This is a genomic window from Micromonospora mirobrigensis, assembly GCF_900091555.1.
Classification (GTDB): domain Bacteria; phylum Actinomycetota; class Actinomycetes; order Mycobacteriales; family Micromonosporaceae; genus Micromonospora; species Micromonospora mirobrigensis.
The window spans coordinates 91,611-117,759 of the sequence record NZ_FMCX01000003.1; the positions used below are offsets into that span (position 1 = coordinate 91,611).

Consider the following 26,149-nt stretch of genomic DNA (forward strand, 5'->3'; position numbering starts at 1 on the left):
ACGCCATCACCGGCCGCCGAAACCTTCACCTCGATGGCTTGGCATCCGCGTCACCTCCTCCTCAACGCGACGTAATACGTCCTACGTCGACGATAGGAGCAGTCCTGTGGACAAGCAAGACGTATTACGTCCGTGTCGCAGCAGGCTTGCGAGAGCCTGGAGCGAGCGATGGCGGCGGTAGCATTTTGGTAATACGTCCTACGAGCAGGAGAAACGGCGAGGCCGATGATCGAGACGCCGAGGTCGCAGTACGGGCAGATCGCAGAGCTGATCCGTGGCCGCATCCAGGACGGCACCTACCCGGCCGGGTCTCTCCTGCCCAGCGAGGACCGGCTTGCCGAGGAGCTGCGCGTCTCCCGGGTCACCGTCAACCGCGCCGTCGGCCTGCTCCGCTCGTCCGGCGACGTGAAGGTCCGCCGGGGCACCGGCACCGTCGTCCGGTCCCTTCCCCGCATCCACCGTGACGCCCAGGCCCGCTACGCCGCCCGGCAGGAGGGCAGCGGCGCCGGCGAGGTCGAAGTCGGGAAGCTCAGCCTCAAGTCCCGCACCGAGTACCGGCAGATCGGACGTACGACGACCCCACCAGCGGTCGCGCAGACTCTCGGCTTGCGCAAGGGTGAGGCGTCGTTGCTGCGTAGCCGGGTCCTCTACGCCAACGACGAGCCGACGCAGATCGCGGACTCGTACCTGCCCTGGTCCATCACGAAGGACTGCAAGCCGCTGATGCAGGCCGACGCCGGCAAGGGCGGCTCCTACGGCCGCCTCGCGGAGCTGGGGCACGGACCGGTGCGCTTCACCGAGGACGTGTCGATCCGCATGCCCAGCGAGAAAGAACAGCGCACCCTCGACCTGGACGCCTCGCAGCCGGTCTTCGAGATCTGGCACGTCGCCTACACCGCCGAGGACCGACCGATCGAGGTCTGCATCCACGTCATGCCCGGCCACGTGTGGACCCTGCGCTACGGGTGGGACGACCAGCCGGCGTCCACGGGCCGATGATGCGCGTCCGCCTCGCCTCCGAAGCAGCGCCCGGCCGCGCGATCAACGAGGATGCCGCCCTGCACGTCGGATCGCTGGTCGGTGTCTTCGACGGCGTGACCACACCCCGCGACCGTGACAGCGGATGCGTCCACGGCCCGGCCTGGTACGTCCAGCGACTCACCAGTCGCCTCGCCCAGGTCGCAGGCGAGGAGGCAGCCGCGGGCTTGCCCGAACTGCTGGCCGAGGCGATCGAGCGCGTGCGCGTCGACCACGACGGCCGATGCGATCTCGACAACCCGGCGACGCCGGCCGCCACCGTCTGCCTGCTCCGCCCTGCCCAGGACCAGCTCGACTACCTGATCCTGTCCGACTGCACCCTCGTCGTGGACCAGGGCGACACCGTCACCGTCCTCACCGACCCGCGATTCGGCATCGCGGTGGCCGAGCTCCGCCGCGAAGCCCTGGCACTCCACGGCACCGAACTGCCCGCCGGACGACCCACGCCAGGCAAGTACGAACTCACCAACCAGCCCCACGGCTACTGGACCGCCGCCGCCAACCCGGAAGCCGCTCGACAAGCGGTGACCGGAACCCTCGACCTACGCGGCCCGCGACGGGTACGCCGGGCAGCTCTACTCACCGACGGCACTTCCTGCGCCGTGGACGAGTACCGGCTCCTGGACTGGCGGCAGCTCCTCGACATGCTCACCGAGGACGGACCCCACGAGCTGATCCGACGCGTCCGCGAAGCCGAGAACGCCGACCCCTCTCGGGCTGGCCACTTCCGCTACAAGCGCCACGACGACGCTACTGCCGCACTTTGCATCTTCGAGGAGCACGCGTGACCCACCCCCGCCACTCCGTCAGCGTCGCCGCCGTCATCCCCGACGAGCAGGGCCGCGTCCTGGTCATCCAACGGCGGGACAACGGCGCATGGCAGCTCCCCGGCGGTGTCCTGGAGCTGGACGAGGCGATCGAGGACGGCATGCGCCGCGAGGTCGTGGAAGAGACCGGGGTGCAGGTCGAGCCGGTCCGGCTCACCGGCGTCTACAAGAACATGAAGCTCGGCGTCGTCGCGCTGGTCTTCCGCGCCCAGCTCGTCGCCGGCACACCACGTCCGACCGAGGAGTCGGCGGCGGTCGACTGGTGGACCCCGGAACGCGTACGCGCCGAGATGAACGAGACCTTCGCCGCCCGAATCCTCGATGCCCTTGACGCTGACGCACCGCCCGCTGTCCGGCACCACGACGGCGTACGCCTCCTCGACCCAACTGGCTCACGCTGAATCGCACGGTCGCTCGCCCGCCTCCGGATCCGTGATCCGACAGCTGATGTGCGACACATCTCCGCCAGGTGATGTGCGACAGCGCCTCTCAGATGGCCGCCCTTCAGTGGAGAAGTTCGAGCAAACCGAGCTGGTTCAGGAAAGGCTCCGCTCGTAGCCGCACTCATCGTGTACCCAGCGATCGAGGTAGGCCGCCCTGTCTTCCGGCGAGTCCACGACCGTCAGCCACTCTGCCGCCGCCTGCTTCATGTGTCGGACCGCCGCGGCGTCCTGTTCCGGCGCTCCTCTGCCAGGAGCGTCCATCTCATCCGTCAGTGCTCCCCAGATTAGGTTGAGCGCGGTCGGTGTGCTCGGAAGGTATTCGCCTTTGGGGGTCTCCGACATAGCGCTCACGGCCAAGCCCTGGAACTCCAGACCCGCGTCATAGGTAGGCCAGCCTTCCTCGACCTGGAGCACGCGGCGCGCCTGCTGCACTGTTGCTGCGAGGAAGCCGTCCGGTCCGTCTTCCGGATCCCAATGACCTGCCACGGCGCAGACCCTACGCCAGCCGGAAGGTCCATCAGCGTTAGGCGCACTCCGCCGTGCCGGGACCCGCGCACGTCGCAGATCACCTGGCGGACGTGTTTCGCCCATCAACCGACGGAGGACAGGCCGCCTCCGGATCAACACTGCCGAAGTCCGCTCTATCAGATCAAGGCGGCCCGCAAGCGGACCGCGCCGGCCCGGCCTCGGCCTGCTGGCGACCTCCGGCCGGCATCGGTCGGGCCGGCCGGCCACGTTGACTGACGACAAGAACCACGAAGACCTCGGGGCCCTGCCCCGAACCGGGACCCTCCGCAGAGATCAGCCGGGAGCGGATCACCTCGCCGGGCACCACAAGGGCTACGAGCCTCCCGGGACGGTCGACGACTGCCCGACGAGGAGATCCGCCAGGACACCGCCACCGCAATAGCTGTCCTACTCTCAGCGCATGCCCCACCAGGCCATCGAAATCGAGTCATACAACCCGGCTTGGCCAGCGCTGGCAGACGCCGCAATTGCGCAACTTCGTCAGTCGCTGCCGGACGTCCTTCAAGAGGTCGAACACATCGGCTCGACTGCTGTCCCCGGACTCGCCGCAAAGCCGGTCATTGACCTGATGGCCTCGGTGGACCAGCTCGGCCTGGTGGAGCAGCACGAGAGCGCATTGGTCGGACTGGGATACGCCCGCCACTTCAACGGCATGACGGATCGGCTGCTCTACGTGCGGGCGGTTGACGGGACGAGGACCCACATCCTGCACGTGGTCGACGCCGCCAGCTGGCCCACACGCAACCAACGGATTCTCCGGGACTACCTACGTGAGCACCCGGAGGACGCAGCGCGATACGCCCAGCTCAAGCAGGAGATTGCCACTGCCGGGATCGCGCCGGGCGACTATGCGCGGGCAAAGACAGAGTTCATCCAGGAAGTGATGGATCGGGCGCGCGCCGAGCGCAGACTTCCGTCAGTACCGGTCTGGGAGAAGTGACCCGTCGTACAGCCATTCGTACAGCCAAGACAACCCGCACACCCAGACCTCACCAGACAGCGGCAGGCGGCACCACCAGGCGAACTTGCGGCCGACCAGCCATCCGCGATCTTCTTCTAATCCCAAGGCCGCAGGTTCGAATCCTGCCGGGCCGCACACCTACCTCCCCCGCTCATGAGGGCTGCCGCTTTCAGGGACCGCGAAGCCGACGTGATACCGGGTATCGTCCGCTGTCACGTCATGGGATGCCTACCGCGAGGGGGATCGCGCCGATGCCGTCCGAGGTCCTGTTCTTCTCCGGGGTAGCGATCGTGCTGTCAGCGGGTGGGGTACTGCTGGGCAGTTTGCTGGCCCACCGGCGCCGCCTGGGCCTCCTGCCCCTGATGGGAGTCCTTCTCGCATCGGTGACAGCGCTGACGGTCATAACGGGTCCGCTCGGTGCCCGGTCGTTGGCGGTGGTGCTTGCTGCCGTGCTGTGGAGTGCCGTGCTTCTCACCACCGTCCTTCTGCTGGGGCGGCTACGCCCCGGCCTCGCGATCGCGCTTGGTGTGGTGGGTGGAGTCGTCGCGATACACGCGTCGGTGATCGCGTTCGTGGCAGCCAGGTTCACTGCGACCGAGGCCCCGCGGGAGTACGCGCTGCTGTGGCGGCCCGCCGTGATGACCGGCGGGGCGAGGGATCTGGGCGGGCCGGGCGGCGATGCCGAGATGCCGCTGTGGGCTCGCATGTCCCAGGATGCCGGCCTGCTGTCGCTGCTGTTGGTCATGTGTTCGGGGGTTGCCGTGTCCTACGTGGTGCGTCGGGCCACCCTCGCCCGCAGTGCCAAGGTTCTCGCCTGAGCACCAGCGAACACCGCAGGCTGGCTGTACGGCCATCGGTACGGTCAACGGAAGGCGTCGATGTTGCGCGCCGCCCAGGCGGCGAAGGGGCGTGGCTGCCGGCCCAGGACCTCCGCCACGTCCGGGCTGATCCGCTGCTCCGATCGGGTCGGCGCGCCGAGGATCGCCAGCGTGCCCTCCACCACCGGGGGCGGCATGAACCCCAGCATCTGCCTGCGGGCCTCGTCGGGCGTCTGCTCGACGAAGTCGATCGGCTCGCCGAGCGCGGCGGCGAGATCGGCGACCCGTTCGCGCGGCGTGCTCAGCGCCGGGCCGGTCAGCTCGTACGTGCGGCCGTCGTGCGCGCCGTCGCGGAGGACGGCGGCGGCCACCTCGGCGATGTCGTCCGGGTCGACCAGCGGCAGGCCGACGTCGCCGAACGGTGCGGCCACCGTCCGCCCGACCCGGACCGGTTCGGCCCACGCGAAGGCGTTGGAGGCGAAGCCGCCGGGGCGCAGGATCGTCCAGCCGAGGCCGGACCGGCGCACCTGGTCCTCGATGGCGTGCAGGGGTGCGTGCGACGCCGCCTCCGGCCGTGTGCCGACCGCCTGCGAGGACTGGAGCACGATGCGCTTCACGCCGCCGGCCGCGGCGAGCCGGAGGATCTCGGGCACGTCGAGGTGCGCCCCGGCGCCCTCCACGAGCAGGAACAGCGCTTCGGCGCCGGCGAGCGCGGGGCGCAGGCTCTCGGGGCGTTCGAGGTCGGCGAGGTGGTGGGCAACCCCGTCCGGTACGGCGACCGGGCGCCGGCCACGGGACACCGCCGTCACCGCGGCGCCCGACGCCGCGAGGGTCGACACGAGCGTACGGCCGACGTTTCCGGTGGCGCCTGTCACGACGAGCATCTCTGTTCCTCCAATTTCGACCGCGTCGTTCGCGCGGCTGGAGGAGACGTTAGTAGCGTCGATATAGTAGGTACCTAGAGGATAGTAATGGACTTGTGACGGAGGACACGTGGAGCGGTCTGCGGATCCCGAGCTGGCGTGCCCGGTCACTCCGGTCGTCGACATCGTGTTCAGCCGGTGGACCACGCCCATCCTGTGGGCTCTCCACGAGTACGGTCGGCAGCGCTTCGTGGAGCTGGAACGCCGGCTGACCAGCATCACCCCGAAGGTGCTCACGCAGCGGCTGCGTCAGCTCGAACGCGACGGGCTGGTGGGGCGCACCTACCATGCCGAGGTGCCGCCCCGGGTCGAGTACGAGATCACCGAGCTGGGTGCCAGCCTCGGCCCGCTCTTCGCCCACCTGACCACCTGGGCCGACGCCCACCTCGGCGAGGTGGAGCGGGCCCGGCGCGCCTACGACGCCGAGCGGTGACCCCCACCGACCGGGCAACGTGAGAGACCATGACGCACATGGCGCTGTCCACCCCCACGCTGCACACCACCCGCCTGACCCTGCGTCCCTTCACCGACGCGGATGCGGACGGTCTCTTCGCGCTCCAGAGCAACGCCCACGTGCTGCGCTACTGGGACTCACCACCCTGGACCGAACCGGCGCGCGCCGAACGGTTCCTGGCGGTCTGCCGGCGGATGGCGGAGGAGGGCACCGGGGCGCGGCTGGCCGTCGATCGTGTCTCCGACGGCGCGTTCATCGGCTGGTGCACCCTGCACCGGTGGAATCCGGAGTTCCGCAGCGCGTCGCTGGGCTACTGCTTCACGGAGACGTCGTGGGGTCACGGCTACGCGACGGAGGCCGCCCGCGCCCTGCTGGGGTGGGCCTTCGACACGCTGGACCTGAACCGGGTCCAGGCCGAGGCCGACACCCGCAACCTGGCCTCCGGCCGGGTGCTGGAGAAGCTCGGCTTCGTCCGGGAAGGCACGTTGCGGGAGGACTGCGTCGTCAACGGCGACGTCTCCGACTCGTGGGTGTACGGCCTGCTCCGGCGGGAGTGGCGGCCGGATCCTGCCCGCTGAGTCCTTCGACGGCGAGAATCGGGCGGGAGCAGGACATGCAGCGAGGTAGCCGCGACGAGCTGATCTGCCACCTGGTCGAGGCGGTCGGGTCCGTCGCCGTGGCTCACCCGACGCGGGTGGCTGTCGACGGGCCCCCCGCCGCCGGCAAGACCACCCTCGCCGACGAGCTGGCCGTCGCCCTGCGCGGGCGGGGCCGCGAGGTCGTACGCGCCACGATCGACGACTTTCTCTTCCCCCGTGCCCGGCGCTACCGGCGCGGTGAGTACTCGGCCGAGGGCTGCTACGTCGACACCCACGACCACGGTTCGCTGAAGCGGGTCCTGCTGGACCCGCTCGGCCCGGGCGGGGATCGCCGCTTCCGGACCGCGGTCTACGACCACGGCACGGACACCGTGTCGTTCCCGCCGGTCAGGACCGCCTCCGCCGACGCCGTGCTGGTCCTCGACGGCGTGTTCCTCATGCGCCCGGAGCTTGCCGACCGGTGGGACCTGAGCATCTTCGTGTCGACCGCGCTCGACACGACGGTGGATCGGGCGGTGGTCCGGGAGCGCCGGGTGTCGTCCCGGGCCGACGTGGAGCGGCGCTGGCGTGAGCGCTACCTCCCCGCCCAGCGGTTGTACCTCGCCACGGTCCGCCCGACCGATCACGTCGACGTCGTCGTGCGCAACGACGATCCCCAACGGCCGGTCTGGGAGACCCGGACCCGCTGACCGCGCTCAGTCCCGCACCGTTCCGGGCCACCGCGCCGCCGGCTGAGGCACTAAGGGGGTGTCTCAGTTGGTGAGGTCGCGGCCTCGGGCATGATCTTCTATTCGTGGCGGATGTTGTCGGGGACATGATCCAGACCTGGGCGCCGGAGGACTTGTGGGCGGTCGCGCAGCCGTTGATTCCGGCCGCAGGGTGGTGGGAAGCGGCGGGCTGAAGACCGGGCCGTCCTGGCGGCGATCGCGTACATGGTGCAGGCCGGCTGCTCGTGGCGGAAGCTGCCCGCTGCGTTGTTCGGGGTGTCGCGGCCGACGGTGCACCGCCGGTTCACCGAGTGGACCCGGTACGGCTTGTGGGAGCAGATCCATCACGAGCTGCTGCACCGGTTGAACACCGCCGGTGGGATCGACTGGCCGAGAGTGATGATCGACTCGATCAGTGTCCGGGCGCTGAAAAGGGGGACCTGACGGGGCCAAACCCGGTCGACCGCGGCAAACCAGGCTCGAAGATCCACGTGTTGTGCGACCGGCGGGGCGTTCCGCTGCAGGTGTTGATCTCCGCCGCGAACACCCCGGACGCGCAGTTGCTGTTCCCGCTGTTGGATGCGATGCCCCGGCGGCTCGCCCGCCGCTACGAACGCAAAGCCGAACATTTCCAAGCCTTCGCCGACTTCGCCGCCGTCCTCATCTGCCACCGCCGACTCGCAAAAATCACCGACTGAGACACCCCCTTATGCCGACCAGCCGGGCATTGCTCCAAATGAGAGCCTCGACGTCCGCACCGACGTACCGCCCGAGCCAGGCGTGAAACGCTTCGACCAGTCGCGCGGGGAGGTGCGTCGTCTCGTCCGCGAGCGCCTCGTCCGCGAGCGCCTCGTCCGCGAGCGCCTCGTCCACGCTGCGACAGGGCGGTGTCGAGGTCGTGCGCGACCGCCGCCCGGAACAGGTCTTCCTTGGTCGAGAAGCAAAAGTAGAAGTACAGGCCGGGTCTGGAGATGTCGCCGGCCTGGGCCACTCGGTCCATCGACGTCTTGCGGAGGCCGTGCCGCGCGAAGAAGACGGTCACCGCGCTGGCGAGCACCTGGTGCCGCCGCTGCCGGCACCGACGTCCGAGGCCACCATGGGACCGACAATACACTTTGATCGGATAGGGCTTGATGTTCCATTTGCGCCGTTAGGCTCCCGGGGGCTGGGCCAGTGCGCGCCTCCTCCACCGCTGGCAGGGGCGGTATGCGAGCTGTTCCACGAGTGAACATTCCGTATGGTAGTGATCTTGGGAGTAACCGATGACAAAGACCGTGCTGATCACGGGTACCTCCACCGGCATGGGGCACGAACTGGTGCTGCAGTTTGCACGGCGAGGCTGGAACGTCGCAGCGACACTGCGCGACCCGGCGAAGGCGGACCCGTCCTTCGCGGAACTCCCTGGCGTGCTCGTGCTCCCCCTCGACGTCACGAACCCGGAGACGATCCGCGCCGCCGTCAGCGAGGCCACCGAGCGGTTCGGCCAGATCGACGCCGTGGTCAACAACGCCGGGTATGCGCAGCTGGGGACGCTGGAGGAGGTCTCTCTCGACCAGTGGCGCGACCAGTACGAGACCAACGTCTTCGGCGTGGTGGCCGTCATCCAGGCGGTCCTGCCCCAGATGCGTCAACGGCGGGCGGGGCACATCCTCATCACCTCGTCGATGGGCGGCCAGGTGAGCCTGCCGACCATGTCCAGCTACACCAGTTCAAAGTTCGCCGTCGAGGGCATCGGCGAAGGCTTGGCGAAGGAGGTCGCCCCGCTCGGCATCGACGTGACCATCGTCGAGCCAGCCGGGTTCACCACCCCGTTCTTCCAGAACCTGCGCCAGGCCGGGACGCCCCTGAACGACTACGATCCGGCCCGGGATGCCATGGCGGCGTTCGGCAAGACCTCGGTGCGCGCCGACCTCGAGAAGTCGATGTCCGCGATTGCCGACATCACGGGCATCGAGAACCCGCCATTGCGCCTGGCCCTCGGCAGCTTCGGCCTCACCATGGTGCGCGGCAAGCTCGCCGAGCTGGCGGAGAACTACGCGGCCTACGAGGAGATCACCCGCGCCGTCGACTGACAGTGAGCGCGGCGGCCGCGTTCGGGAAGTGCCCGCGGGCGCGGACAGCGCGGCGGATGCGGGCGCTGACGCTCTCGATGGCCTTGGTGGAGCAGACGATGGCGCGGATCTCGGCGTCGAAGGCCAGGAACGGCACGAACTAACTCCGCCCATGGCCTGCTCCCACAACCGCACGATCGGGCAGCGTGCAGCTTCCGCAACGAGAAGCCGGCCTGCACCATGTACGCGATCGCCGCCAGGACGGCCCGGTCTTCAGCCCGCCGCTTCCCACCACCCTGCGGCCGGAATCAACGGCTGCGCGACCGCCCACAAGTCCTCCGGCGCCCAGGTCTGGATCATGTCCCCGACAACATCCGCCACGAATAGAAGATCATGCCCGAGGCCGCGACCTCACCAACTGAGACACCCGCTAACGTCGGGTCCGTGGTCGCCACAGCAGCAGGCCGGTTCCGGCGTACGCCGATCGAGCGCGCGGATCAGCGCGTCGCCTGGGAGCGCTCGGACCAGGCGTTCTTCGCCGCCGGCGCCTGTCACATCCTCGCCTGGACGTGCCGGGACTCCTTTCCCGACCGGCGGATCGACCTGGCCGGGGTGCGCTACGTGGGTGACCCGCAGGTCTTCCACGTCTGGGCCGTCCGGGACGGCTGGGCGTACGACCATTCGGGCTGGAACCCGGAGCCGGAACTGCTCGCGGCCAACGCGGCCTTCGAGGACCGGCCGCTGGAACGCGTCGCGCTCGGCGACGACCTGGCCGAGTTCTGCGCGGCGCACCACTCCCGCCTGCCGCACCAGTACTGGGGCGACCCGCTCCCCCGGGCCCGCGCCTACCTGAGCCGCCACACCCCACCCTGGGCCTGACCCGGCACGGGGCCGCCCCGACCGGCGTCGGTGACCCCGGCCGGGGCTCTGCGGCCGCGGTTCAGGGCACGCTGATCGGGATGACCGCCTCCGGCTCGTCGATCGTGACCTGCCCGTCGAACGGCGGCAGCTGCGAGATGGACACGTAGTGGTTGCCGAGGCCGACCGGATCGTCGAGCGACACCGGCCGGTCGTCCGCGGCGAACGTGAACGGCACCGAGATGCGCGACCGCGCGCGTGGTCCGGGGAGGGTGCAGACGAGTGCCGTCTGGTCGCTGGACGGCCGGACGGCACAACCCTGCCAGCCCGCACCCGCCGGCCGGAGCTGAGCCGGCAGGACGAGCAGGATCTGCAGCCGGGCGACGTCGACGTCGCCCTCGTTGCTCACCGTCACCGTCAGCCGGCCGGTGAACCCGTTGCCGACCGGCCGGAACGGCAGCGCGGAGGCGACGACGGAGAGCCGGGCCGCCGGTGGCCGCGCGGGGAACGTCGTCGGGCCCGCCACCTGCCGGAACCGGCCGTCCCGCCAGGCATACGTACGCCACTGGTTCGGCACCGAGTTCTGCCCGCCGTCGGTGTACTCCTTCGAGACCAGCACGGCGACCCGCCCATCGCCGCGCGCCTCGAGATGGTCCATCATCGCGAGTCCGTCCCGCGTGCCGACGACCCGGCCGATCGGCACGAAGGTCCGGCCGGTGCGGCGGAACGCCACGATCTGACTGCCGCCCGACTCCGGCCCCTCGCCACACATCAGGTGGGCCACGTAGTCCTCGGCGCCGTCCAGGTCGACGTCCGTCGCGACGTACGACAGGACGTTCACCGCCCGGTGCACGCCGTCGCCCGGGGACTGGCCACCGGTCAGGGTGACCGTGCCCGTCGTGCAGGTGGCGTCCGCGGTGGCCCCCCAGGAGGGCACCGTGACGGTGGCCGACGCGAGTGGGCCGATGTCCGGCTGCCCGCTCTGCTGCTCGGTCGGCAGCGTGGTCGGTGCCGGTGCCGTCGGTGCCGGGGTGGTTGCGGACGGCACGGGTGGGCGGTCGGCGCGGACCCCGATGACGGTGCCCAGTGCCACGGCGGCGACGGTGAGTCCGGCGACCACGCTGGCCGCGGTACGACGGACCCGGATGCGGTGGGAGGTGGCGAGGGCCCGCTCGCGCAGGTCGACCGCATCCGCCTCGGCGGCGATCTCACTCAGTCCTCGGCGCAGGTCGTCGATGTCGATCATCGCGTCCCTCCGGTCTTGTGGAGGCCGTCGAGCTCGGGCGCGAGGATCCGCAGCCGCTCGAGCGCCTTCGCGGTCTGGCTCTTGATGGTGCCGACGCTGACCCCCATGGTCTCCGCCGCCTGCGCCTCGGTCAGGTCGTCGAAGAACCTCAGGATGATCACCGCTCGCTGTTTGGGGGTGAGGCGGGACAGCGCACTGCGCAACGACAACCGCAGCACCGTGTGGTCGGCGTGGTCGGACTGCACCCCGGACCAGTCGGGCAGGTGACCGGTGAACGCCTCGACGACGCGGCGCCGCCGCCAGCGGGTCACCTGGAGGTGGTACATCGTCTTGCGGGCGTACGCCTCGGCGTTTCCGGTGGCGTGCAGGTTCCGCCAGGCGCGATGGGTCAGCCCCAGCGCGCTCTGCACGAGGTCCTCGGCCAGGTGCTGATCGCCGGTGAGCAGGTAGGCCGAACGGATCAGGGCGGGCGTCCTGGCCCGGACGAACGCGTCGAAGTCAGCGACGGAAGCGTCCACCTTCGCCCCTTCCCGACCGGTCATGTGGAGGTGACATACCAGCTAAGACGACGATCGGCGGCGAAGAGTTGGGACCGGGACGGACAATTGTGCGGTCGGGGTCGGCGGTGACCGGAGTGTTCCGCCGAGCGGGTGGGTCGGTGCCCGCGGCGGAGGGGAGCAGCGGTGCACGACGAGCCGGAGCCGGGCCTGGCGCCCCCGGAACACTCCCCCACCTACCAGGGCGAACCCCTCCTGATCACCGTCGACGGTGAGGACTTCCGCGTCCGGCGACGCGCCGACGCCCCGGGCACCTACGACTTCGACTGGCTCACCGGGCCGCACCCGTACGGCTTCGGACTGGGCCGGTCCGACGGTCACGAGCTGAGCCGGCCGGAGCTGGAGCGACACATCCGCGATTTCCTCGCCCAGATCGACCCCGCCACCGGATACCTGGGCGACTGACGGCCACCGTGCAACCTTCCACCGGGCTTACCGCGACTAGGGGATGACAGGAGCCGGCTGGAAGAGGAGCAGGATGCGGCCCGACCTCGAACGGGAGTACGTCGAGTACGTGACGGCCCGGCTACCCCGCCTGCACCGCACCGCGTACCTGCTGTGCGCCGACGCCTTCCAGGCCGACGACATCGTGCAGGCGACGCTCACCGCGCTCTATCTGAACTGGTCGCGGGCCGTGGGCGCCGACAACCTCGACGGGTACGTGCACCGGATCCTGGTGCGACGTTACCTCGACGAGCGGCGTCGCCGGTGGTCGCGGGTGCTGCTCGGCGACCGGGTCCCGGAGCTGACCGCCGCGCCCGACGACGACGTGGAGGCGCGTGACGAGCTGGTGACGGCGTTGCGGGCGCTGCCGAAGGGGCAGCGGGCGGTCGTGGTGCTGCGCTACTTCGGGGACCTGTCGGTCGAGGCGACGGCGGCGGCGCTCGGCTGCTCGACGGGCAACGTCAAGAGCCAGTGCGCGCGCGGGCTCGCCGCGCTCCGGGAGGCGCTCGGCCCCCGGCATCCGGTCGGTGCCGCGAACACCACGAAGGGTCGATGATGGACGAGGAAGATCAGTTGCGGGACCGGCTCGCGGCGGTCGACGTGCCGCCGAGCCGGATCGAGGTGGCGGCCCTGCTCGGTGCCGGGCGCCGGGCCGCCTTTCGCCGCCGCTCGCTGCGGGCGTCCGGCGGGGTCGCGCTGGCCACGGCGGCGCTGCTGGCGGTGCCGCCGGTGCTGACCGGCGGTACGGGTCGCCCGGCGGACCGGTCGGCCCTCGGGCCGACCGCCACCACCCCGGCGGCGACCACGCCGGCCAGGGCGACGCCGCCGGCCACGCCCGCCACCAAGGCCGGCCCGACCGCCGGCTGCCGCCCGGCCGAGCTGCCCGTGCCGCCCGGCACGCGGAACGTCGAACCCGCCGCGGTCGACCCGACCGGCCGGTACGTCGTGGGCAACGGCACCGTCGGGCAGGACTTCCGGCCGGTCCTGTGGACCGACGGGAAGCCGCGGGCGCTGCCGGTGCCCGGGACGTCGGTCCAGGCCACCGCCGTCAACGCCGGTGGCGTCGTGGTCGGCCTGGTTCAGAACGGCAGGCAGGAGTACGTCGCCCGCTACGCCGACGGTGTCTGGACGCGGCTGCGTACCCCGCCGGGGAAGTGGCACCCGTACCCGACACCGAAGATCAACCGCGCGGGCGACGTCGTGATCAATGTGGAGCCGAGCGGCAACTCCGGCGGCGAGGGCAGCATCGCCCTGCTCTGGAAGGCGGGCTCGACCACGGCCGTCCGGCTGCCGCTGCCGGCGGGCGCCAACGTCCACGCCATCACCGACGACGGCACGCTGGTCGGCGGGACCTACGTCGACGGCGTCGGGACGGCGGCGTACGCCTGGAACCAGCGGGGCGTCGGCCGTAAGCTGCCGGTTCCGGCCGGCCAGACCGGCCTGGCGTACGCGGCGCGGGGCGACTGGGTGACCGGCGGGGCCTGGCCGTCGGAGTCCGTCGCCCGGTGGAACCTCCGCACCGGTCAGGTGATCGTGGGTCCCCGGTGGACGCACGGCACCGGGTCGCAGCCGTACGGACCGGGTACGGCGGTGAACGCCTCGGGTTGGGTGGTCGCCCTCGGCACGGTGCTGCGGGCCGGGAAGCCTGTCGAGTTGACCCTGCCCGACGGGCGGACCGGCCGGGCGTCGGACGTCTCCGACGACGGGCTGGTGGTCGGCTCGGCGTTCAGCGATCCCGGCAGCCGCCACCTGGGGCCCCGCGTCTGGCGGTGCTGAGCGGGTGCGTACCCGACAGGGGTGCGCCCGCTGCGAGGTGGGGGGTACGGCGCTGCGGGGCCGGCACCGCGCGGTGCCGGTCCGCCGCCACCGGGCCGTCAGTCAGTCGCGGTCGGCGTCGCGCATCCAGAGCGGCAGGGCGCGGGTGTCGTCCTGGCCGTGCCCGTCGGCGTGGGCCGCGTCGCCGACCCCGCGGGCCGCCTCGACCAGCGGCAGCTTCGGCTCGGTCGCCAGGCAGAGCCGCAGGTCCTTGGTGAGCATGTCCACCGTGAAACCGGCCGTCTCCGGTGGTCCGGCGGCCAGGATCTGGCGTACGCCGGGGAAGGCCGCGCCGAGCGGGCCGGCGGCGATCAGCTCGTCCACCACGTCGGCGGGCAGGTCGAGGGTGGCGGCCAGGCGCAGCGCGTCGCCGATGCCGGCCAGGGCCAGACCGAGGGTGAGGTTGCGGACCAGTTTCGCGGCGCTGCCCGCCCCGGTCGGGCCGACGTGCCGCACCTGCTCCGGGTCGCCCCAGAGTTCCAGCAGCGGGCGGGCCGCCGCCACGTCGGCGTCGTCGCCGCCGGCCAGCACGCCGAGGGTGCCCTCGGTGGCCGGGCCGACCGACCCGTAGACCGGCGCGTCGACGTAGCGCAGGCGGTGCTCGCGCAGCCGGTCGGCCATCCGCCGGGAGGCGTCCGGGCCGATGGTGCTGGCGTCGACCACCAGGGTTTCCGGCGCCGCGCCCGAGGTGACCCCGTCCGGACCGAGCAGCACCTGCTCCACTGCGTCCGGGTCGGCGAGCATCAGCACCACCACGTCCCGGCCGGCGGCGGCCTCGGCGGGGCTGCCGGCGACCGTCGCGCCGGCCGATCCCAGGGCCTCCGCCCTGCCGGGGCTGCGGTTCCACACAGCCAGGTCGTGGCCGGCGGCCAGCACGTGCCGGGCCATCGGGGCGCCCATCCGTCCCAGGCCGAGGAAGGCGACCCGCAGTCGCCGGGAGTCGTCAGTCATGCCGCCAGTCAACCGCACCACCGGCCGCCCCGCCGGGCGGACCGCGGCGGACGACGACGTCGAGCCGGGGGCCTCCGCACCCGGGCGACGGGGTGCGTACCGAGGGTGACCAGGGCGGATGCCTCGTGCTATTCTCCGACGTCGATCTACGTCCGCGCGGGCCCGTCCGGGATCGCTGCCGGAAGGACCGCCTCTCCCGATGCCGGCCGTTGCCGTTTCGACCACCCCACCGACAGCGCTCGACCGGCCGGCGGGCGGCGCCTTCGGTCTGGTCTTCACCACCCTGCCGGCGCTGCTGCGGGTCACCTGCGGCCTGGCCGGCGCGGCCGTCGCCCTGGCGGTACGCACACCCCCGGTCCGGCCGTGGTTGCTGCTGCCGGTGGTGGCCCTGCTGACCGCGTGGTCGATCGGGTACGCCGTCCGCGCCCTGCGGCACGGCGTCGGTCCCGTGCTGGTCGCCGGTGACGTGGCGCTGACCACCGCCACCTGCCTGCTGATCCCGTGGCTGGTGGCGCCCGAGGTGCTGCCCGGCGAGGGCAGCTGGGTGGCGGTGCTGGCCAGCACCACCGTGATCAACACCCAGGCGACCGTGCCGGCCCGCTGGTCCGTGCCGGCCGGGGTGCTGGTCACCTCGGCCTACGTCACCGGGGCGTACGCCGCCGGCAACCCGGCCGAGGGGCGGGCCCACGCGATCACGCTGCTGGCCCAGACCGTCTGCACGGCGATGATGACGCAGGTGATGCGCCGCCGGATCGGGCGCGCCGACCGGGCCTTCGCCGAATACCAGCGGCTGGCCCGGGAGGCGCTGGTGGCCCGGACGGCCCGCGAGGACGAACGCCGGCAGAACCGCGACCTGCACGACACGGTGCTCGGCACGCTGACCATGGTCGGCCTCGGCGCGGTCGCGCCCGGGTCGGCCACGCTGCGTGCCCGGTGCGCCGCGGACCTACGGGCCCTCGCCCGGCTGGCGGACGCCCGGTCCGCGCCGGTCGACGCGCCGGCCTCGGTGGACGCCCTGCTCCGGGCCGTACTGGACCGCCACCCCGAGCTGGCGGTCGACGCCGACCTGACGGCGTGCGCCGTCCCCGGCCCGGTCGCCGAGGCGGTGGCGGAGAGCGTCGCCGCCGCGCTGTCCAACGTCGTCCGGCACGCGCCCGGCGCCACGGTCACGCTGCGGCTCGCGTCGACGGCGCACGGGGTGGCCGTGGAGCTGACCGACGACGGTCCCGGCTTCGACCCGGCCGCCGTGCCCGCGCACCGGTACGGGCTGCGCGAGTCGGTGCACGGCCGGATGGCCGCGGTCGGCGGGGCCGCCACCGTCGAGTCCGCCCCCGGCGCCGGCACCCGGATCCGGCTGGAGTGGTCCCGTGTCGGCTGACCTCGGCACCACCGTCGACCCGCCGGCTCAGCGCTGGCCGCGACGGCCGGGCGCGGTCACGACGGCGTACCCCGGCGGTGCGGAGCCGGACGCGGCCGGCGACCCGGCGGCGGTGGCCCGTGCCTCGGACCGGGGCGCCCGGGTCGCCGCGGTGGCGATCGCGCTGGCCTGGCACCTGGTGGTCGGGCTGCCGGGCCAGCTGGCCGCCCGGTCGCAGTTGCCGGCCGCGCCGCTGGCCGGCGCGGCCTGGTTGCTCGTCGCCGGGATCGGTCTGCTGGCCGGCCACCGCCTGCTGCGCGCCGACCCGCTGCCGGCCGCGCCGCTGGCCGGGCTGCTGCTGGCCTGCGACGCGGTGGTCTTCGCCGCGGTCGGCGACCGGCATCTGTTCGCCGCCGCCAACTGGGTGTGGAGCGGGCTGGGCTGGTTCCTGCTGCTCGCGGTCTGGGGGCGGCGCACCTCCCGGCTGCTCCTGCTGCTCGCCGCGCACTCGGCGATCGCCCTGGCCACCCTGGTGGCCCGGGGTGTCACCGCGCCGGCCGACCTGGCCCGCTTCGCGATGTACGTCTACGGCACCTCGTCGTTGCCGGTGGCCGTCTTCGTCGGCGCCGCGGCCATCGCCGGGATGGCCCGGGAACGGGCGGGCACCGCCGCCGCCGCGCTCGCCGTCGAGGCGGAACGGGCCGCCGCGGAACGTGCCCGGCGCGACCGGCAGGCCCGGCTGGCGCTGGTCAGCGCCGCCGCCGGGGAGGTCCTCGACGACCTCGCGCAGGGCCGCGCCGACCCGGGCGACCCGGCGGTGCAGCGGCGCTGCGCGACGGCCGCCGCCCGGCTGCGCCGCCTGATCGCCGAGTCCGACGACGTGCCGGACCCGCTGCTGCACGAGCTGCGCGCCGCGGCCGACCTGGCCGAATGCGGTGGCCTGGCGGTCGACCTGGTCAACGTCGGTGTGCCACCGCCGCTGCCGGTGCCGGTCCGGCGGGCGCTGGCCGACCCGCTGACCACCGAACTGGCCGGCGCCCGGGACTGGGCCCGGCTGACCGTGGTCGCCGGCCCGGACGAGGTCACCGTCGGTCTGGTCACCCCGGACCGGGGCCCCGGGGACGGCAGCGGGCCGCCGGCGCCCGCCGTCGACGACGAAAAGGTGGACCACGTGTACGAGCGGGACGGGGGGATCCGGTGGACACAGACCCGATGGCGGAAGCGGTGACCGGGGTGCCGCCGGTCGGGGTGGCGATCGTGGACGACCACCCGGTGGTGATCGACGGGGTACGGGCGTGGCTGGCCACCGAACCCCGGCTGCGCGTACTGGCCACCGGGGACGATCCGGACGAGGTGCTGCGGGCCGCCCCGGAGGCCGACGTGCTCCTGCTCGACCTGCGGCTGCACGGGCGGATGGTGCTCGACCGGCTGGCCGAGCTCAGCGCCGCCGGCCGGCGGGTGGTGGTCTACTCCGAACACACCGAGCCGGCGACGATGCTGGCCGCCCTGGACGCGGGCGCGGTGGCGTTCCTGGCCAAGCACGAGGGGCGGGAACACTGCGTGGCCACGGTGCTGGCGGCGGCGCAGGACCGCCCGTACGTGCCGCCGGCGCTGGCCGGGGCCATGGTCGGCGACCCGCGGCCGGACCGGCCGGCACTGTCCGACAAGGAGCGTGAGGCGCTGCTGCTGTGGTTCCAGTCGATGTCGAAGGCGTCGGTGGCCCGGCGGATGCGGATCAGCGAGCACACGGTGAAGCAGTACGTCGACCGGGCCCGGATCAAGTACACCCGGGCGGGCAGACCTGCCCGCACCAAGGCCGCACTGTTGGCACGGGCGATCGAGGACGGCCTGGTCCGTCCGGAGGACATCGGCATCTACCGGTCACACGCGGCCGCTGACCGGCCGACCCCCTAACGGCGGTCATGACACCCGGTACCGCATTCCGCCACACTCGATCGCAGAGGCCAACTCCTCCCGGGAGGTCGTGCGGATGCCCGAGAACTCGTCGCCCTTCTTCATCGGACCGCACCGCTTCGACGCCGCCCAGAACACCCCCGGTCCGCTGCTCGACCGGCGGTACACGCTGGTCCCCGAGCCCGGCGAGCAGGTGATCGCACAGCACCGGCTGCAGGTCTCCGGCTACCTGCTCGGCCCGACGGTGACCTCCCGCCAGTGGACGCTGCCGGCGACGGCGACGGTGACCGTCACCGACCGCCGGGTGACGTACGTCTGCACCGGGTCGGAGCTGGCCCTGGTCTCCGGGCGGGACGGCCCGGCCGGCGCCCGGCACCGGCGCCCGGCCCGGCTGTCCCGCCTGGTCAGCGGCGAGGTCCGCTGGCAGTGGCCGTCCCGGCTGGAGCTGCTGCCGGACGGCGGTGACCCGGACGGCACGGTGGAACTGCTGGTGGTCTGCGACGCGCTGCGGACCATCCGCCAGCCGGCGCTGGCCCTCGGCGGGCCGGCCGCCGTCGTCGGCGCGCTGGGCGGGCAGGTGCGCCGGGCCGCCGCCACCTTCCGGCTGGTGCACCCGGAGCTGGTGGACCTCTCCCCGCCCGAGCGGGACGAACTGACGACGCGGCTCACCGCCGCGCCGTGCACCGGCCGGGTCACCCTGCCGGGCGCCCTGCCGGTGGAGTTCCTGTCCCGGGACGACTACTACCGCCCGTACGCCGATCCGGAGCCGACCTGGCCGCTGCGAACGGCGACCGGTTCCGGCGGGCGGCCGCGCGGCCGCCCCGGCTCCGCCTGCTGACCGGCGTCACCCGCGTCGGGGCGGCCCGCTCAGGAGGTGGTGGTGCGGCGGACCCGGCGGTCCAGCTCGACGGCCTGCTCCAGGGTGGGCGCGGTGCCGCCGAGGTGCGCCGGCAGCCACCAGCTGTCGTCGGGGCCGGCGGGCTGGTCCGGGTACTCCCGCTGGGCCCGGTCGACCAGCGCGGTCAGCCGGGACTTCAGGTCGACGGTCATGGCGTTGGCGTCCGGGTACGCGGCCGGGTCCATCGGCTCGCCGATCAGGATGGTGATCGGGGTGTGCCGGCGGGTCAGGGTCTTGGGCCGGCCCTTGGTCCAGAGCCGCTGGGTGCCCCAGAGCGCCACCGGCAGCACCGGGACCCCCGCCTGCTGGGCCATCCGGGTGGTGCCGCTCTTGAGCTCCTTGACCGTCAACGACCGGCTGATCGTGGCCTCCGGGAAGACGCCCACCACCTCGCCGCGGCGCAGCGCGTCCACCGCGGCGTTGTACGAACCGGCGCCGGCCGCCCGGTTGACCGGGATGTGCTTCATGCCGCGCATCAGCGGACCGGAGACCTTGTGCGCGAACACCTCGTGCTTGGCCATGAACCGGACCAGCCGGCGGGACTCGTGCGCGCCGTAGCCGCAGAAGATGAAGTCCAGGTAGCTGACGTGGTTGCTGGCCATGACCGCGCCACCGGTGCGGGGCACGTGGTGGCTGCCCTCGACGGTCAGGCGCAGGTCCAGGACCCGGAACATCGTCTTGGCGGCGGTGATGACGGGCGGGTACACGAGTTCCGGCATCCGCCAACTTTACCCCGCGTAGGTTACGGGACCGTAGGCGCGACGCCGTCCGGCGTGAACCTTGCCCGACCCGGGCCGGACCGGCCGGCCGCCCGGTTACCGTCGGCTCATGCCCGACCTCGCCGCCGTCGTCATCCACTGCCGCGACCCCTACCTGCTCGCCGCGTTCTGGAGCGAGGTGACCGGGCTGCCGGTGGCCGACGAGGACCGGGCGAAGCTCGCCGACCGTGCGCTCGGGCCGACCGAGTCGGTGCTGCTGCGCGACCCGCACGGCCACCGCCTCGACGTGTGGATCAGCCCCACGCCGGAGCCGGCGGCGCCCGGCCGGATGCACCTGGACCTGGTCGGCGACGCCGAGGAACGGGCCGCCGTGCTGGACGCGGGCGCCACCGTGGTCCGGGAGCTGCCCGGCTGGACCGTGCTGGCCGACCCCGAGGGCAACGAGTTCTGCCTGCACCCCCGCAGCTGAGGTGTCGCAAGGGCCCCTCGCCGGTCGACCAGGGGCCCCTCATTGCAAGCAGGGTCAGGCGTCCAGGTTGTGCAGGTCGAGGCGGCCCCGGGCGAACGCGTCGACCCGGCCCCACCGGCCCGGGATGTCCAGCACCTCGATCCGGCCCATGCCCACCGGCAGCCGCGGGTCGACCGCGAGGTGCCCCTCGTGCGGCTCCAGCCCGAGCATGGTGCGGATCAGCAGCAGCGGCGTGCCGGTCGACCAGGCCTGCGGGCTGCACGCCGTCGGGTACTCCACCGGGAACTTCGTCAGGTCGCGGTGGTAGCCGCCGAACGCCTCCGGCAGCCGCCCGTCGAAGTACGTCGCCGCGTCGAGGATGCCGCTGGCGATCGTGGCCGCCTCCTCGGCGAAGCCGTACCGGCGCAGCCCCCAGGCGATGAAGGAGTTGTCGAACGGCCAGATCGTCCCGTTGTGGTAGCCGATCGGGTTGTACCGGACCTCGCCCTCGGCGAGCGTACGCACCCCCCAGCCGGAGAAGAGCCGCGGTCCGACCAGATGCTGGGCGACCTGCTCGGCGCGATCGTCGTCGACGATGCCGCTCCACAGCAGGTGGCCGATGTTGGAGCTGAGCGTGGAGACCTGGCGGCCCTGCGGGTCCAGCGCCAGCGCGTAGTAGCCTCCGTCGGCGACCCACCAGTCCCGGTTGAAGCGCTCCTTCAGCTCGGCCGCCTCCCGCTCCAGCTGGTCGGCGAAGCCGGGGTCGCCCCAGAACTCGCGGGCCATCCGCGCGGCGCGCACCTTCGCGTCGTACGCGTAGCCCTGCACCTCGCAGGTGGCCCGGGGGAACCCGGGCAGGGTGCCGTCGCGGTAGGAGATGGAGTCCCAGGAGTCCTTCCAGCACTGGTTCTCCAGGCCCGTGTCGGTGTTGCGCCGTTCGTACCAGATGTAGCCGTTGCCCACCAGGTCGGCGTAGTCGTCGATCCACCGCAACGCCGCCCGGCACTCCGCCTCCAACTCCTTGACCAGCGCGACGTCCCCGCTCCACTTCTCGTACTCGTCGAGCAGCACCACGAACAGCGGGGTGGCGTCGACCGAGCCGTAGTAGGGCGAGTGCGGCTGCTCCTCGAAGGCGGCCGTCTCGCCGTACCGCATCTCGTGCAGGATCCGGCCCGGGTCCTCGTCGCGGAAGTCGTCGAACCGGGTGCCCTGGAGGGCGCCCAGGATCCGCAGCGTGGTCTTGGACAGCTCCGGCGCGAACGGCAGCACCTGGAGGCAGGTGAGGATGCTGTCCCGGCCGAACATGGTCATGAACCAGGGCAGGCCGGCGGCGGGGAGCGTCTGGCCGCCGAGTGACAGCGGCGAGAAGCGCAACGCGGCCAGGTCCACGATGCTGCGGCGGTAGGTGGCCGAGACCCGGCCGTGCTCGCTGTTCACCTTCGGCGCCTTGGCGATCCACTCCTCCAGGTCGTGCTGGAGGGCGAGCCGCTCGGTGCCGTGCGCCCGGAGCCCCATCCGTAGGTCCCGGCCGCCCGGGCCGACCGCGAAGGTCTGCACGTCGATGTCGGTGTCCCACTGCTGGTTCGGCTCCAGGTGCACCGAGTACGCGAAGCCGCGCTGGTCGTAGCGGGCCGGCTCGGACGAGGAGATCACCGTCTCCCGCCGGAAGTTCCCCCGGCGGTAGCCCAGCCGCAGCCGGTCCGACTCGGCCTCGGTGTAGAGCTCGCCCTTCTTGTTCAGGATCTCGTCCTTGACCTGGAACAGGTCGGCGAAGTCGGAGGCCGCCTCCATCCGGATCTCCAGGTCGACCGGCTTCTCGTCGTGGTTGAGGATGGTCAGCGTCTCCCGGAAGCTGCCGCCCACCGCCCGCTCCCGGATGATCGACAACTTGGCGTCGACGTAGTGCGTGGCCATCCCGGGCACCAGGAAGAAGCGGGACTCGTAGTACTGGAGGTCGTCGTAGGAGAGCGCGTTGAGCCGCTCGCCGTTGACGGTCAGCACCCACTTCGACAGAAACCGGATGTCGAGGGAGAACAGGCCGGTGGGCTCGCTCGGCGTCGCCTCGATGTCGCCGGTGTCCTCGCAGACCACGAACGTGTTGCCGTCCAGGATCCGGACCGTGTTGCTCTGCGCCATCAGCTCATCTCCCTCTGGAACGCGCGGTGCGGACCGCGCGAGTCCGCCGGGCCGGGAAACAACCGCTCGACCTGGAGCACCAGCCGTAGGTCGCCGGAGACCGTCATGTCGCCGCGGAGCAGGGCCGCGATGGCGTTCTCATCGCCGGTGACGAGGTCACCGAAGAGCCGTGGGTCGCTGCCCACCACCGTGTCGGCCTCCCGGTCCTCCTGGGTCACCTCCAACCGGCCCCGGTCGATCTGCAACATCCAGTGCGTGGTCTGCGCCCCCTCGTGCAGGTCGAAGCGCAGGGTTCCCGAGGTCTTGGCCAGCAGGGGCTCGTACCCCCGCCGGTCCAGGTCCTCGAAGAACCGGGTGGTCGCGTCCACCATCGGGTCAACTCCTCCCGCCGGTCCGCGGCGTCTCGACGTTCGCAACCGGGTCCCCGTCGGGTACGGCGTCAACCTCACCCGCTTCGGGTGAGGCCGGTCGGTGCACGAGCGACGGCGCCGGCCCCCGAGGGGACCGGCGCCGTCGTCGTGTCCGCGGCGGACGTCAGTTGTTGGGCTCGTCGGCGCTGATGTCCGCGAGCACCGACTGGGGTTCGCGTTCGACCGCGAGGTCACCCATCGAGACCAGACCCACGAGCCGGCCGTCCTCGATCACCGGCAGCCGGCGTACGGCGTAGGTGCGCATGAGGTCGGCGGCGGCCACCGCGTCGTCGTGCTGGCTGACGGTGATCACGTCCTTGCTGGTGATCTCGTTCAACCGGGTGGTGTCCGGGCTGCGCCCCTCGGCGACGCCCCGGACAGTGATGTCCCGGTCCGTGACGATGCCCACCACGTTGTCGCCGTCGCACACCACGACGTCCCCGATGGCGCTGTCGCGCATCTCCTGGGCCGCCGCGGTCAGCGTGTCGTTGCCGTCCATCGTCACCAACCGGGTCGTCATGAACTCTCCGACCGTTGTCATGGTGCTCCCCTCTCGGTGTCGGCACGCCCCGTCTACCCGTGCGACCGCAGCGGTAACGCGCGGGGGTCGCCTGGCGACCGGGTCAGCGGTGGGCCCGTCGCCGGAGGTCGGCCAGGCCGTTGCTGGACAGGCCGTAGAAGGCCGGCAACAGCAGCAGCACCAGCAGCGCCGCCGGCACGCTGACCAGCCAGCCGACCAGACCGGCGACCGCGTACGCCGCCACTCCGAGCACGGCCCGCAGCCGCTCCCCGGCGAAGAAGCTGGCCGGCACGTGCGATTGCAGCAGTTCCCGGTGCCGGCTGAGGTAGTGGTAGAGCCAGAGCCAGGCGGCTGACAGGACGACCCCGAGCATCCCGTAGCAGCTCACCGCCACCCGCTCGTCGAACCGGTTGCCGTGCTGCACCGCGTCGGAGACGACCGCGGTGACGAAGGGCAGCAGGGCCACGGTGAAGAGCACCGCCAGGTTGGCCCACTGCAACCCGACGTCCGTGCAGCGGACCCGGTGGAAGGTCCCCTTGTGGTTCAGCCAGTTCACCGCCACGTACAGGTACGAGGTGACGTACGCCAGGTACACCGGCCACTGGTCGAGCAGGGCGTGCAGCAGCCCGCCCGGTGGCACCTCCGGGATGCGCAGGTCCAGCACGAGCAGGGTGATGATGATGGCGAAGACCGCGTCGCTGAAGCCGATCGCCCGACCGGTGTCCGACCGCAGCCCGGCGACCTCGTCCTCCTCGGCCCGCCGGCCGCCCTCCATCGCTCCCCCGTCCCAGCCGTCAGCCGCGGGCTGGCATACCGTAGAACCGCTCCACGTGCAGGCGCAGCACCAGCCGCCCCTCGGCCACCATGGCCCCCCGGAAGTCGTCCCAGTCGGGGTGCTCACCCTGCACCGCCCGGTAGAGCCCGACCAGCTCCTCCACCGTCGGGTCGTCCGGCCGGGCCGCCACCGGGGTCAGCTCGGCCCGCGCCTCCGCCACCGCGTACGCCCAGCCGTCGTCGCTGCTGACGTGGAAGCTGGCCCGGGGGTCGCGGCGCAGGTTCGCGGTCTTGGCCCGGCCCTCGGTGACCGACACCCGGATCAGCCCGCGGTCCCGCTCGAAGGAGTAGACCACGTTGGACAGTTGCGGCCGGCCGTCCCGCTTGATGGTGGCCAGCACGCCGAGCCACTTCCCGGCGATCAGGTCGGTCAGGGCCTGCTGGTGCTGCTCGTCAGCCATGGTGTCCTCCGCGGTCGGTGCGGTCCCGGACTCCATCCCACCGCATCGGAGGGTTGCGCGCGAGCGCTTCGACCGGCGCGGCGTCGGGCGGCACCACCACACCGCCCGGCAGACCGTCCGCCGGTGAGCGACATTCCTGAGGGTCACGTTCATGCCTGTCAGGAATGTCGCTCACCACGATGGCGCCCAGGCCCGACCGGGGACCAGCGGCCCCGGCCCGGCGGCGGCCTGGCTCAGCCGAGCTCGGCGGCGACCAGCTCGGCGAGCTGCACCGCGTTCAGCGCCGCACCCTTGCGCAGGTTGTCGTTGGAGCAGAACAGCGCCAGCCCGTGCTCGACGGTCTCGTCGGCCCGGATCCGGCCCACGTACGTCGGGTCCTGGCCGGCCGCCTGAAGCGGGGTGGGCACGTCGGAGAGGGCGACGCCGGGCGCGCCGTCGAGCAGCTCCCGGGCCCGCTGCGGGCTGAGCGGCCGGGCGAACCGGGCGTTGATCTGGAGCGAGTGGCCGGTGAAGACGGGCACCCGCACGCAGGTGCCGGAGACCTTCAACTCGGGCAGTTCGAGGATCTTGCGGCTCTCGTTGCGGAGCTTCTGCTCCTCGTCGGTCTCGTTCGAACCGTCGTCGACGATCGAGCCGGCCAGCGGCAGTACGTTGAACGCGATCGGCCGGGCGAAGGAGCGCGGCGCCGGGAACTGCACCGCCGTTCCGTCGAAGGCCAGCGCGGCGGCGTCCTCGGCGACCTTGCGGACCTGCTCGTCCAGCTCCGCGACGCCGGCCAGGCCGGCCCCGGAGACCGCCTGGTAGGTGGAGACGACCAGGCTGACCAGGCCGGCCTCGGCGTGCAGCGGGCGCAGCACCGGCATCGCGGCCATGGTGGTGCAGTTCGGGTTGGCGATGATGCCCCTGGGGCGGTCGGCGACCGCGTGCGGGTTGACCTCGGCCACCACCAGCGGGACCTGCGGGTCCATCCGGTAGGCCGAGGAGTTGTCGATGACGACCGCGCCGGCGGCGGCCACCCGGGGGGCCAGCTCCATCGAGGTGCCCTTCCCGGCCGAGAAGAGCACGATGTCGAGCCCGGCGTAGTCGGCGGTGGCCGCGTCCTCGACGGTCACCTCGCCGTCGCGCCAGGGCAGGGTCCGCCCCGCCGACCGGGCGGAGGCGAACAACCGCACCTGCTCCGCCGGGAAGTCCCGCTCCGCCAGCACCTGCCGCATCACGCCACCGACCTGGCCGGTGGCCCCCACAATGCCAATCCTCATGGTGGCGAGGCTACCCAGCCGTCCGGCCCGGGT

The 26,149-nt window shown here is 72.3% G+C and carries 31 protein-coding genes and 3 pseudogenes; 19 read left to right on the plus strand and 15 right to left on the minus strand.

What is annotated here, in order from left to right; translation table 11 throughout:
* Window positions 1-225 precede the first annotated feature (225 nt).
* Genes GA0070564_RS11565 through GA0070564_RS29855 form a run of 3 tightly spaced genes read left to right on the plus strand, consistent with a single transcriptional unit; the run spans window position 226 to window position 2,266 of the window.
* Window positions 226-999: a GntR family transcriptional regulator gene (locus tag GA0070564_RS11565; protein ID WP_091607461.1), complete on the plus strand. Its 774-nt coding sequence runs from the start codon at window positions 226-228 to the stop codon at window positions 997-999.
* Window positions 999-1,826 carry a protein phosphatase 2C domain-containing protein gene (locus GA0070564_RS29850; RefSeq protein WP_245669925.1) on the plus strand — a complete coding sequence of 276 codons (828 nt, stop codon included), beginning with the start codon at window positions 999-1,001 and terminating at the stop codon, window positions 1,824-1,826. Before GA0070564_RS11565 ends, GA0070564_RS29850 begins: the two co-directional genes overlap by 1 nt.
* Entirely contained in the window at window positions 1,823-2,266 is a 444-nt protein-coding gene (locus tag GA0070564_RS29855) for an NUDIX hydrolase (RefSeq protein WP_245669926.1), read from the plus strand. The genes GA0070564_RS29850 and GA0070564_RS29855 overlap by 4 nt, the downstream gene beginning before the upstream one ends.
* Before the next feature lie 135 nt (window positions 2,267-2,401).
* Here GA0070564_RS29855 and GA0070564_RS11575 read toward each other — a convergent pair whose 3' ends face one another.
* Entirely contained in the window at window positions 2,402-2,794 is a 393-nt protein-coding gene (locus tag GA0070564_RS11575) for a hypothetical protein (protein ID WP_141714763.1), read from the minus strand.
* Window positions 2,795-3,236: 442 nt separating this feature from the next.
* On the opposite strand from GA0070564_RS11575, the gene GA0070564_RS11580 reads away from it, so the two are divergent.
* Both GA0070564_RS11580 and GA0070564_RS11585 read left to right on the plus strand, forming a co-directional pair.
* Window positions 3,237-3,776 (plus strand): GrpB family protein, encoded by a 540-nt coding sequence (locus GA0070564_RS11580; RefSeq protein WP_091607466.1) that lies wholly within the window; start codon window positions 3,237-3,239, stop codon window positions 3,774-3,776.
* Between the two features lie 272 nt (window positions 3,777-4,048).
* Entirely contained in the window at window positions 4,049-4,615 is a 567-nt protein-coding gene (locus GA0070564_RS11585; protein ID WP_091609068.1) for a hypothetical protein, read from the plus strand.
* A 44-nt stretch (window positions 4,616-4,659) separates the two neighbouring features.
* Here GA0070564_RS11585 and GA0070564_RS11590 read toward each other — a convergent pair whose 3' ends face one another.
* Window positions 4,660-5,499, minus strand: a complete 840-nt coding sequence (locus tag GA0070564_RS11590) for an NAD(P)H-binding protein (RefSeq protein ID WP_091607469.1) — start codon at window positions 5,497-5,499, stop codon at window positions 4,660-4,662.
* Window positions 5,500-5,608: 109 nt separating this feature from the next.
* Between GA0070564_RS11590 and GA0070564_RS11595 the strand changes: the two genes are divergently transcribed.
* The 4 genes and pseudogenes from GA0070564_RS11595 (at window position 5,609) to GA0070564_RS11610 (ending at window position 7,996) form a co-directional block, all read left to right on the plus strand.
* Window positions 5,609-5,971, plus strand: a complete 363-nt coding sequence (locus GA0070564_RS11595) for a winged helix-turn-helix transcriptional regulator (RefSeq protein ID WP_091607474.1) — start codon at window positions 5,609-5,611, stop codon at window positions 5,969-5,971.
* A gap of 29 nt (window positions 5,972-6,000) precedes the next feature.
* A complete protein-coding gene (locus GA0070564_RS11600; protein ID WP_091607477.1) occupies window positions 6,001-6,570 on the plus strand; it encodes a GNAT family N-acetyltransferase in 570 nt (189 codons plus the stop codon).
* 35 nt (window positions 6,571-6,605) lie between these two features.
* Window positions 6,606-7,280 (plus strand): nucleoside/nucleotide kinase family protein, encoded by a 675-nt coding sequence (locus GA0070564_RS11605; RefSeq protein WP_091607479.1) that lies wholly within the window; start codon window positions 6,606-6,608, stop codon window positions 7,278-7,280.
* Between the two features lie 125 nt (window positions 7,281-7,405).
* Window positions 7,406-7,996: pseudogene (locus tag GA0070564_RS11610) on the plus strand (IS5 family transposase).
* Here the strand turns inward: GA0070564_RS11610 and GA0070564_RS29860 are convergent.
* Window positions 7,986-8,171: a hypothetical protein gene (locus tag GA0070564_RS29860; protein ID WP_245669927.1), complete on the minus strand. Its 186-nt coding sequence runs from the start codon at window positions 8,169-8,171 to the stop codon at window positions 7,986-7,988. The pseudogene GA0070564_RS11610 and the gene GA0070564_RS29860 sit on opposite strands and share 11 nt — an antisense overlap.
* A gap of 46 nt (window positions 8,172-8,217) precedes the next feature.
* A pseudogene (locus GA0070564_RS30465) lies at window positions 8,218-8,412 on the minus strand (TetR/AcrR family transcriptional regulator); the annotation flags it as partial.
* A gap of 148 nt (window positions 8,413-8,560) precedes the next feature.
* On the opposite strand from GA0070564_RS30465, the gene GA0070564_RS11620 reads away from it, so the two are divergent.
* Window positions 8,561-9,370: an SDR family NAD(P)-dependent oxidoreductase gene (locus GA0070564_RS11620; RefSeq protein ID WP_091607482.1), complete on the plus strand. Its 810-nt coding sequence runs from the start codon at window positions 8,561-8,563 to the stop codon at window positions 9,368-9,370.
* 4 nt (window positions 9,371-9,374) lie between these two features.
* Here the strand turns inward: GA0070564_RS11620 and GA0070564_RS11625 are convergent.
* Window positions 9,375-9,509 (minus strand): annotated as a pseudogene (locus tag GA0070564_RS11625) (transposase); the annotation flags it as partial.
* 284 nt (window positions 9,510-9,793) lie between these two features.
* Here GA0070564_RS11625 and GA0070564_RS11630 point away from each other — a divergent pair.
* Complete coding sequence (locus GA0070564_RS11630) at window positions 9,794-10,228, plus strand: hypothetical protein (RefSeq protein ID WP_091607485.1); 435 nt, start codon at window positions 9,794-9,796, stop codon at window positions 10,226-10,228.
* A gap of 61 nt (window positions 10,229-10,289) precedes the next feature.
* On the opposite strand, the gene GA0070564_RS11635 is transcribed toward GA0070564_RS11630, so the two are convergent.
* The gene (locus GA0070564_RS11635) at window positions 10,290-11,453 is read right to left on the minus strand and encodes a hypothetical protein (protein WP_091607489.1); all 1,164 of its coding nucleotides are present in this window, start codon (window positions 11,451-11,453) and stop codon (window positions 10,290-10,292) included.
* The gene (locus GA0070564_RS11640) at window positions 11,450-11,971 is read right to left on the minus strand and encodes a SigE family RNA polymerase sigma factor (protein WP_091609072.1); all 522 of its coding nucleotides are present in this window, start codon (window positions 11,969-11,971) and stop codon (window positions 11,450-11,452) included. The genes GA0070564_RS11635 and GA0070564_RS11640 overlap by 4 nt, the downstream gene beginning before the upstream one ends.
* A gap of 165 nt (window positions 11,972-12,136) precedes the next feature.
* Between GA0070564_RS11640 and GA0070564_RS11645 the strand changes: the two genes are divergently transcribed.
* The 3 genes from GA0070564_RS11645 to GA0070564_RS11655 all read left to right on the plus strand — a co-directional run bounded on the left by GA0070564_RS11645 (window position 12,137) and on the right by GA0070564_RS11655 (window position 14,230).
* Complete coding sequence (locus tag GA0070564_RS11645; protein ID WP_218104923.1) at window positions 12,137-12,415, plus strand: hypothetical protein; 279 nt, start codon at window positions 12,137-12,139, stop codon at window positions 12,413-12,415.
* Window positions 12,416-12,488: 73 nt separating this feature from the next.
* Complete coding sequence (locus tag GA0070564_RS11650; protein ID WP_091607494.1) at window positions 12,489-13,010, plus strand: SigE family RNA polymerase sigma factor; 522 nt, start codon at window positions 12,489-12,491, stop codon at window positions 13,008-13,010.
* A complete protein-coding gene (locus tag GA0070564_RS11655) occupies window positions 13,010-14,230 on the plus strand; it encodes a hypothetical protein (RefSeq protein WP_091607498.1) in 1,221 nt (406 codons plus the stop codon). The genes GA0070564_RS11650 and GA0070564_RS11655 overlap by 1 nt, the downstream gene beginning before the upstream one ends.
* A gap of 102 nt (window positions 14,231-14,332) precedes the next feature.
* Here GA0070564_RS11655 and GA0070564_RS11660 read toward each other — a convergent pair whose 3' ends face one another.
* A complete protein-coding gene (locus tag GA0070564_RS11660) occupies window positions 14,333-15,220 on the minus strand; it encodes an NAD(P)-dependent oxidoreductase (RefSeq protein WP_091607502.1) in 888 nt (295 codons plus the stop codon).
* A 199-nt stretch (window positions 15,221-15,419) separates the two neighbouring features.
* Between GA0070564_RS11660 and GA0070564_RS11665 the strand changes: the two genes are divergently transcribed.
* The 4 genes from GA0070564_RS11665 to GA0070564_RS11680 all read left to right on the plus strand — a co-directional run bounded on the left by GA0070564_RS11665 (window position 15,420) and on the right by GA0070564_RS11680 (window position 19,329).
* The gene (locus tag GA0070564_RS11665; RefSeq protein ID WP_091607507.1) at window positions 15,420-16,598 is read left to right on the plus strand and encodes a sensor histidine kinase; all 1,179 of its coding nucleotides are present in this window, start codon (window positions 15,420-15,422) and stop codon (window positions 16,596-16,598) included.
* Window positions 16,588-17,805, plus strand: coding sequence for a hypothetical protein (locus GA0070564_RS11670; protein ID WP_091607511.1), 1,218 nt, complete (start codon window positions 16,588-16,590; stop codon window positions 17,803-17,805). The genes GA0070564_RS11665 and GA0070564_RS11670 overlap by 11 nt, the downstream gene beginning before the upstream one ends.
* Window positions 17,775-18,491 carry a response regulator transcription factor gene (locus tag GA0070564_RS11675; protein ID WP_176730647.1) on the plus strand — a complete coding sequence of 239 codons (717 nt, stop codon included), beginning with the start codon at window positions 17,775-17,777 and terminating at the stop codon, window positions 18,489-18,491. Before GA0070564_RS11670 ends, GA0070564_RS11675 begins: the two co-directional genes overlap by 31 nt.
* A 76-nt stretch (window positions 18,492-18,567) precedes the next feature.
* The gene (locus GA0070564_RS11680; protein WP_091607519.1) at window positions 18,568-19,329 is read left to right on the plus strand and encodes a hypothetical protein; all 762 of its coding nucleotides are present in this window, start codon (window positions 18,568-18,570) and stop codon (window positions 19,327-19,329) included.
* A gap of 29 nt (window positions 19,330-19,358) precedes the next feature.
* Here the strand turns inward: GA0070564_RS11680 and GA0070564_RS11685 are convergent, their stop codons facing one another.
* Window positions 19,359-20,108, minus strand: a complete 750-nt coding sequence (locus tag GA0070564_RS11685; RefSeq protein ID WP_091607523.1) for a lysophospholipid acyltransferase family protein — start codon at window positions 20,106-20,108, stop codon at window positions 19,359-19,361.
* A gap of 109 nt (window positions 20,109-20,217) precedes the next feature.
* Here GA0070564_RS11685 and GA0070564_RS11690 point away from each other — a divergent pair, with 109 nt between their 5' ends.
* Entirely contained in the window at window positions 20,218-20,577 is a 360-nt protein-coding gene (locus tag GA0070564_RS11690) for a VOC family protein (protein ID WP_091607528.1), read from the plus strand.
* A gap of 54 nt (window positions 20,578-20,631) precedes the next feature.
* Here the strand turns inward: GA0070564_RS11690 and GA0070564_RS11695 are convergent, their stop codons facing one another.
* From GA0070564_RS11695 to GA0070564_RS11720, 6 genes are all read right to left on the minus strand, one after another.
* Window positions 20,632-22,692: an amylo-alpha-1,6-glucosidase gene (locus GA0070564_RS11695; protein ID WP_091607533.1), complete on the minus strand. Its 2,061-nt coding sequence runs from the start codon at window positions 22,690-22,692 to the stop codon at window positions 20,632-20,634.
* On the minus strand, window positions 22,692-23,063 hold the full coding sequence (locus GA0070564_RS11700; RefSeq protein ID WP_091607537.1) for an SCP2 sterol-binding domain-containing protein: 372 nt from the start codon (window positions 23,061-23,063) through the stop codon (window positions 22,692-22,694). Before GA0070564_RS11700 ends, GA0070564_RS11695 begins: the two co-directional genes overlap by 1 nt.
* Window positions 23,064-23,226: 163 nt before the next feature.
* On the minus strand, window positions 23,227-23,643 hold the full coding sequence (locus tag GA0070564_RS11705) for a CBS domain-containing protein (protein WP_091607541.1): 417 nt from the start codon (window positions 23,641-23,643) through the stop codon (window positions 23,227-23,229).
* Between the two features lie 82 nt (window positions 23,644-23,725).
* Window positions 23,726-24,397 carry a TMEM175 family protein gene (locus GA0070564_RS11710; RefSeq protein ID WP_091607544.1) on the minus strand — a complete coding sequence of 224 codons (672 nt, stop codon included), beginning with the start codon at window positions 24,395-24,397 and terminating at the stop codon, window positions 23,726-23,728.
* Window positions 24,398-24,416: 19 nt separating this feature from the next.
* Window positions 24,417-24,857 (minus strand): PPOX class F420-dependent oxidoreductase, encoded by a 441-nt coding sequence (locus GA0070564_RS11715; protein WP_091609076.1) that lies wholly within the window; start codon window positions 24,855-24,857, stop codon window positions 24,417-24,419.
* A gap of 233 nt (window positions 24,858-25,090) precedes the next feature.
* Window positions 25,091-26,116: an aspartate-semialdehyde dehydrogenase gene (locus tag GA0070564_RS11720; protein ID WP_091607547.1), complete on the minus strand. Its 1,026-nt coding sequence runs from the start codon at window positions 26,114-26,116 to the stop codon at window positions 25,091-25,093.
* Window positions 26,117-26,149: the final 33 nt, after the last annotated feature.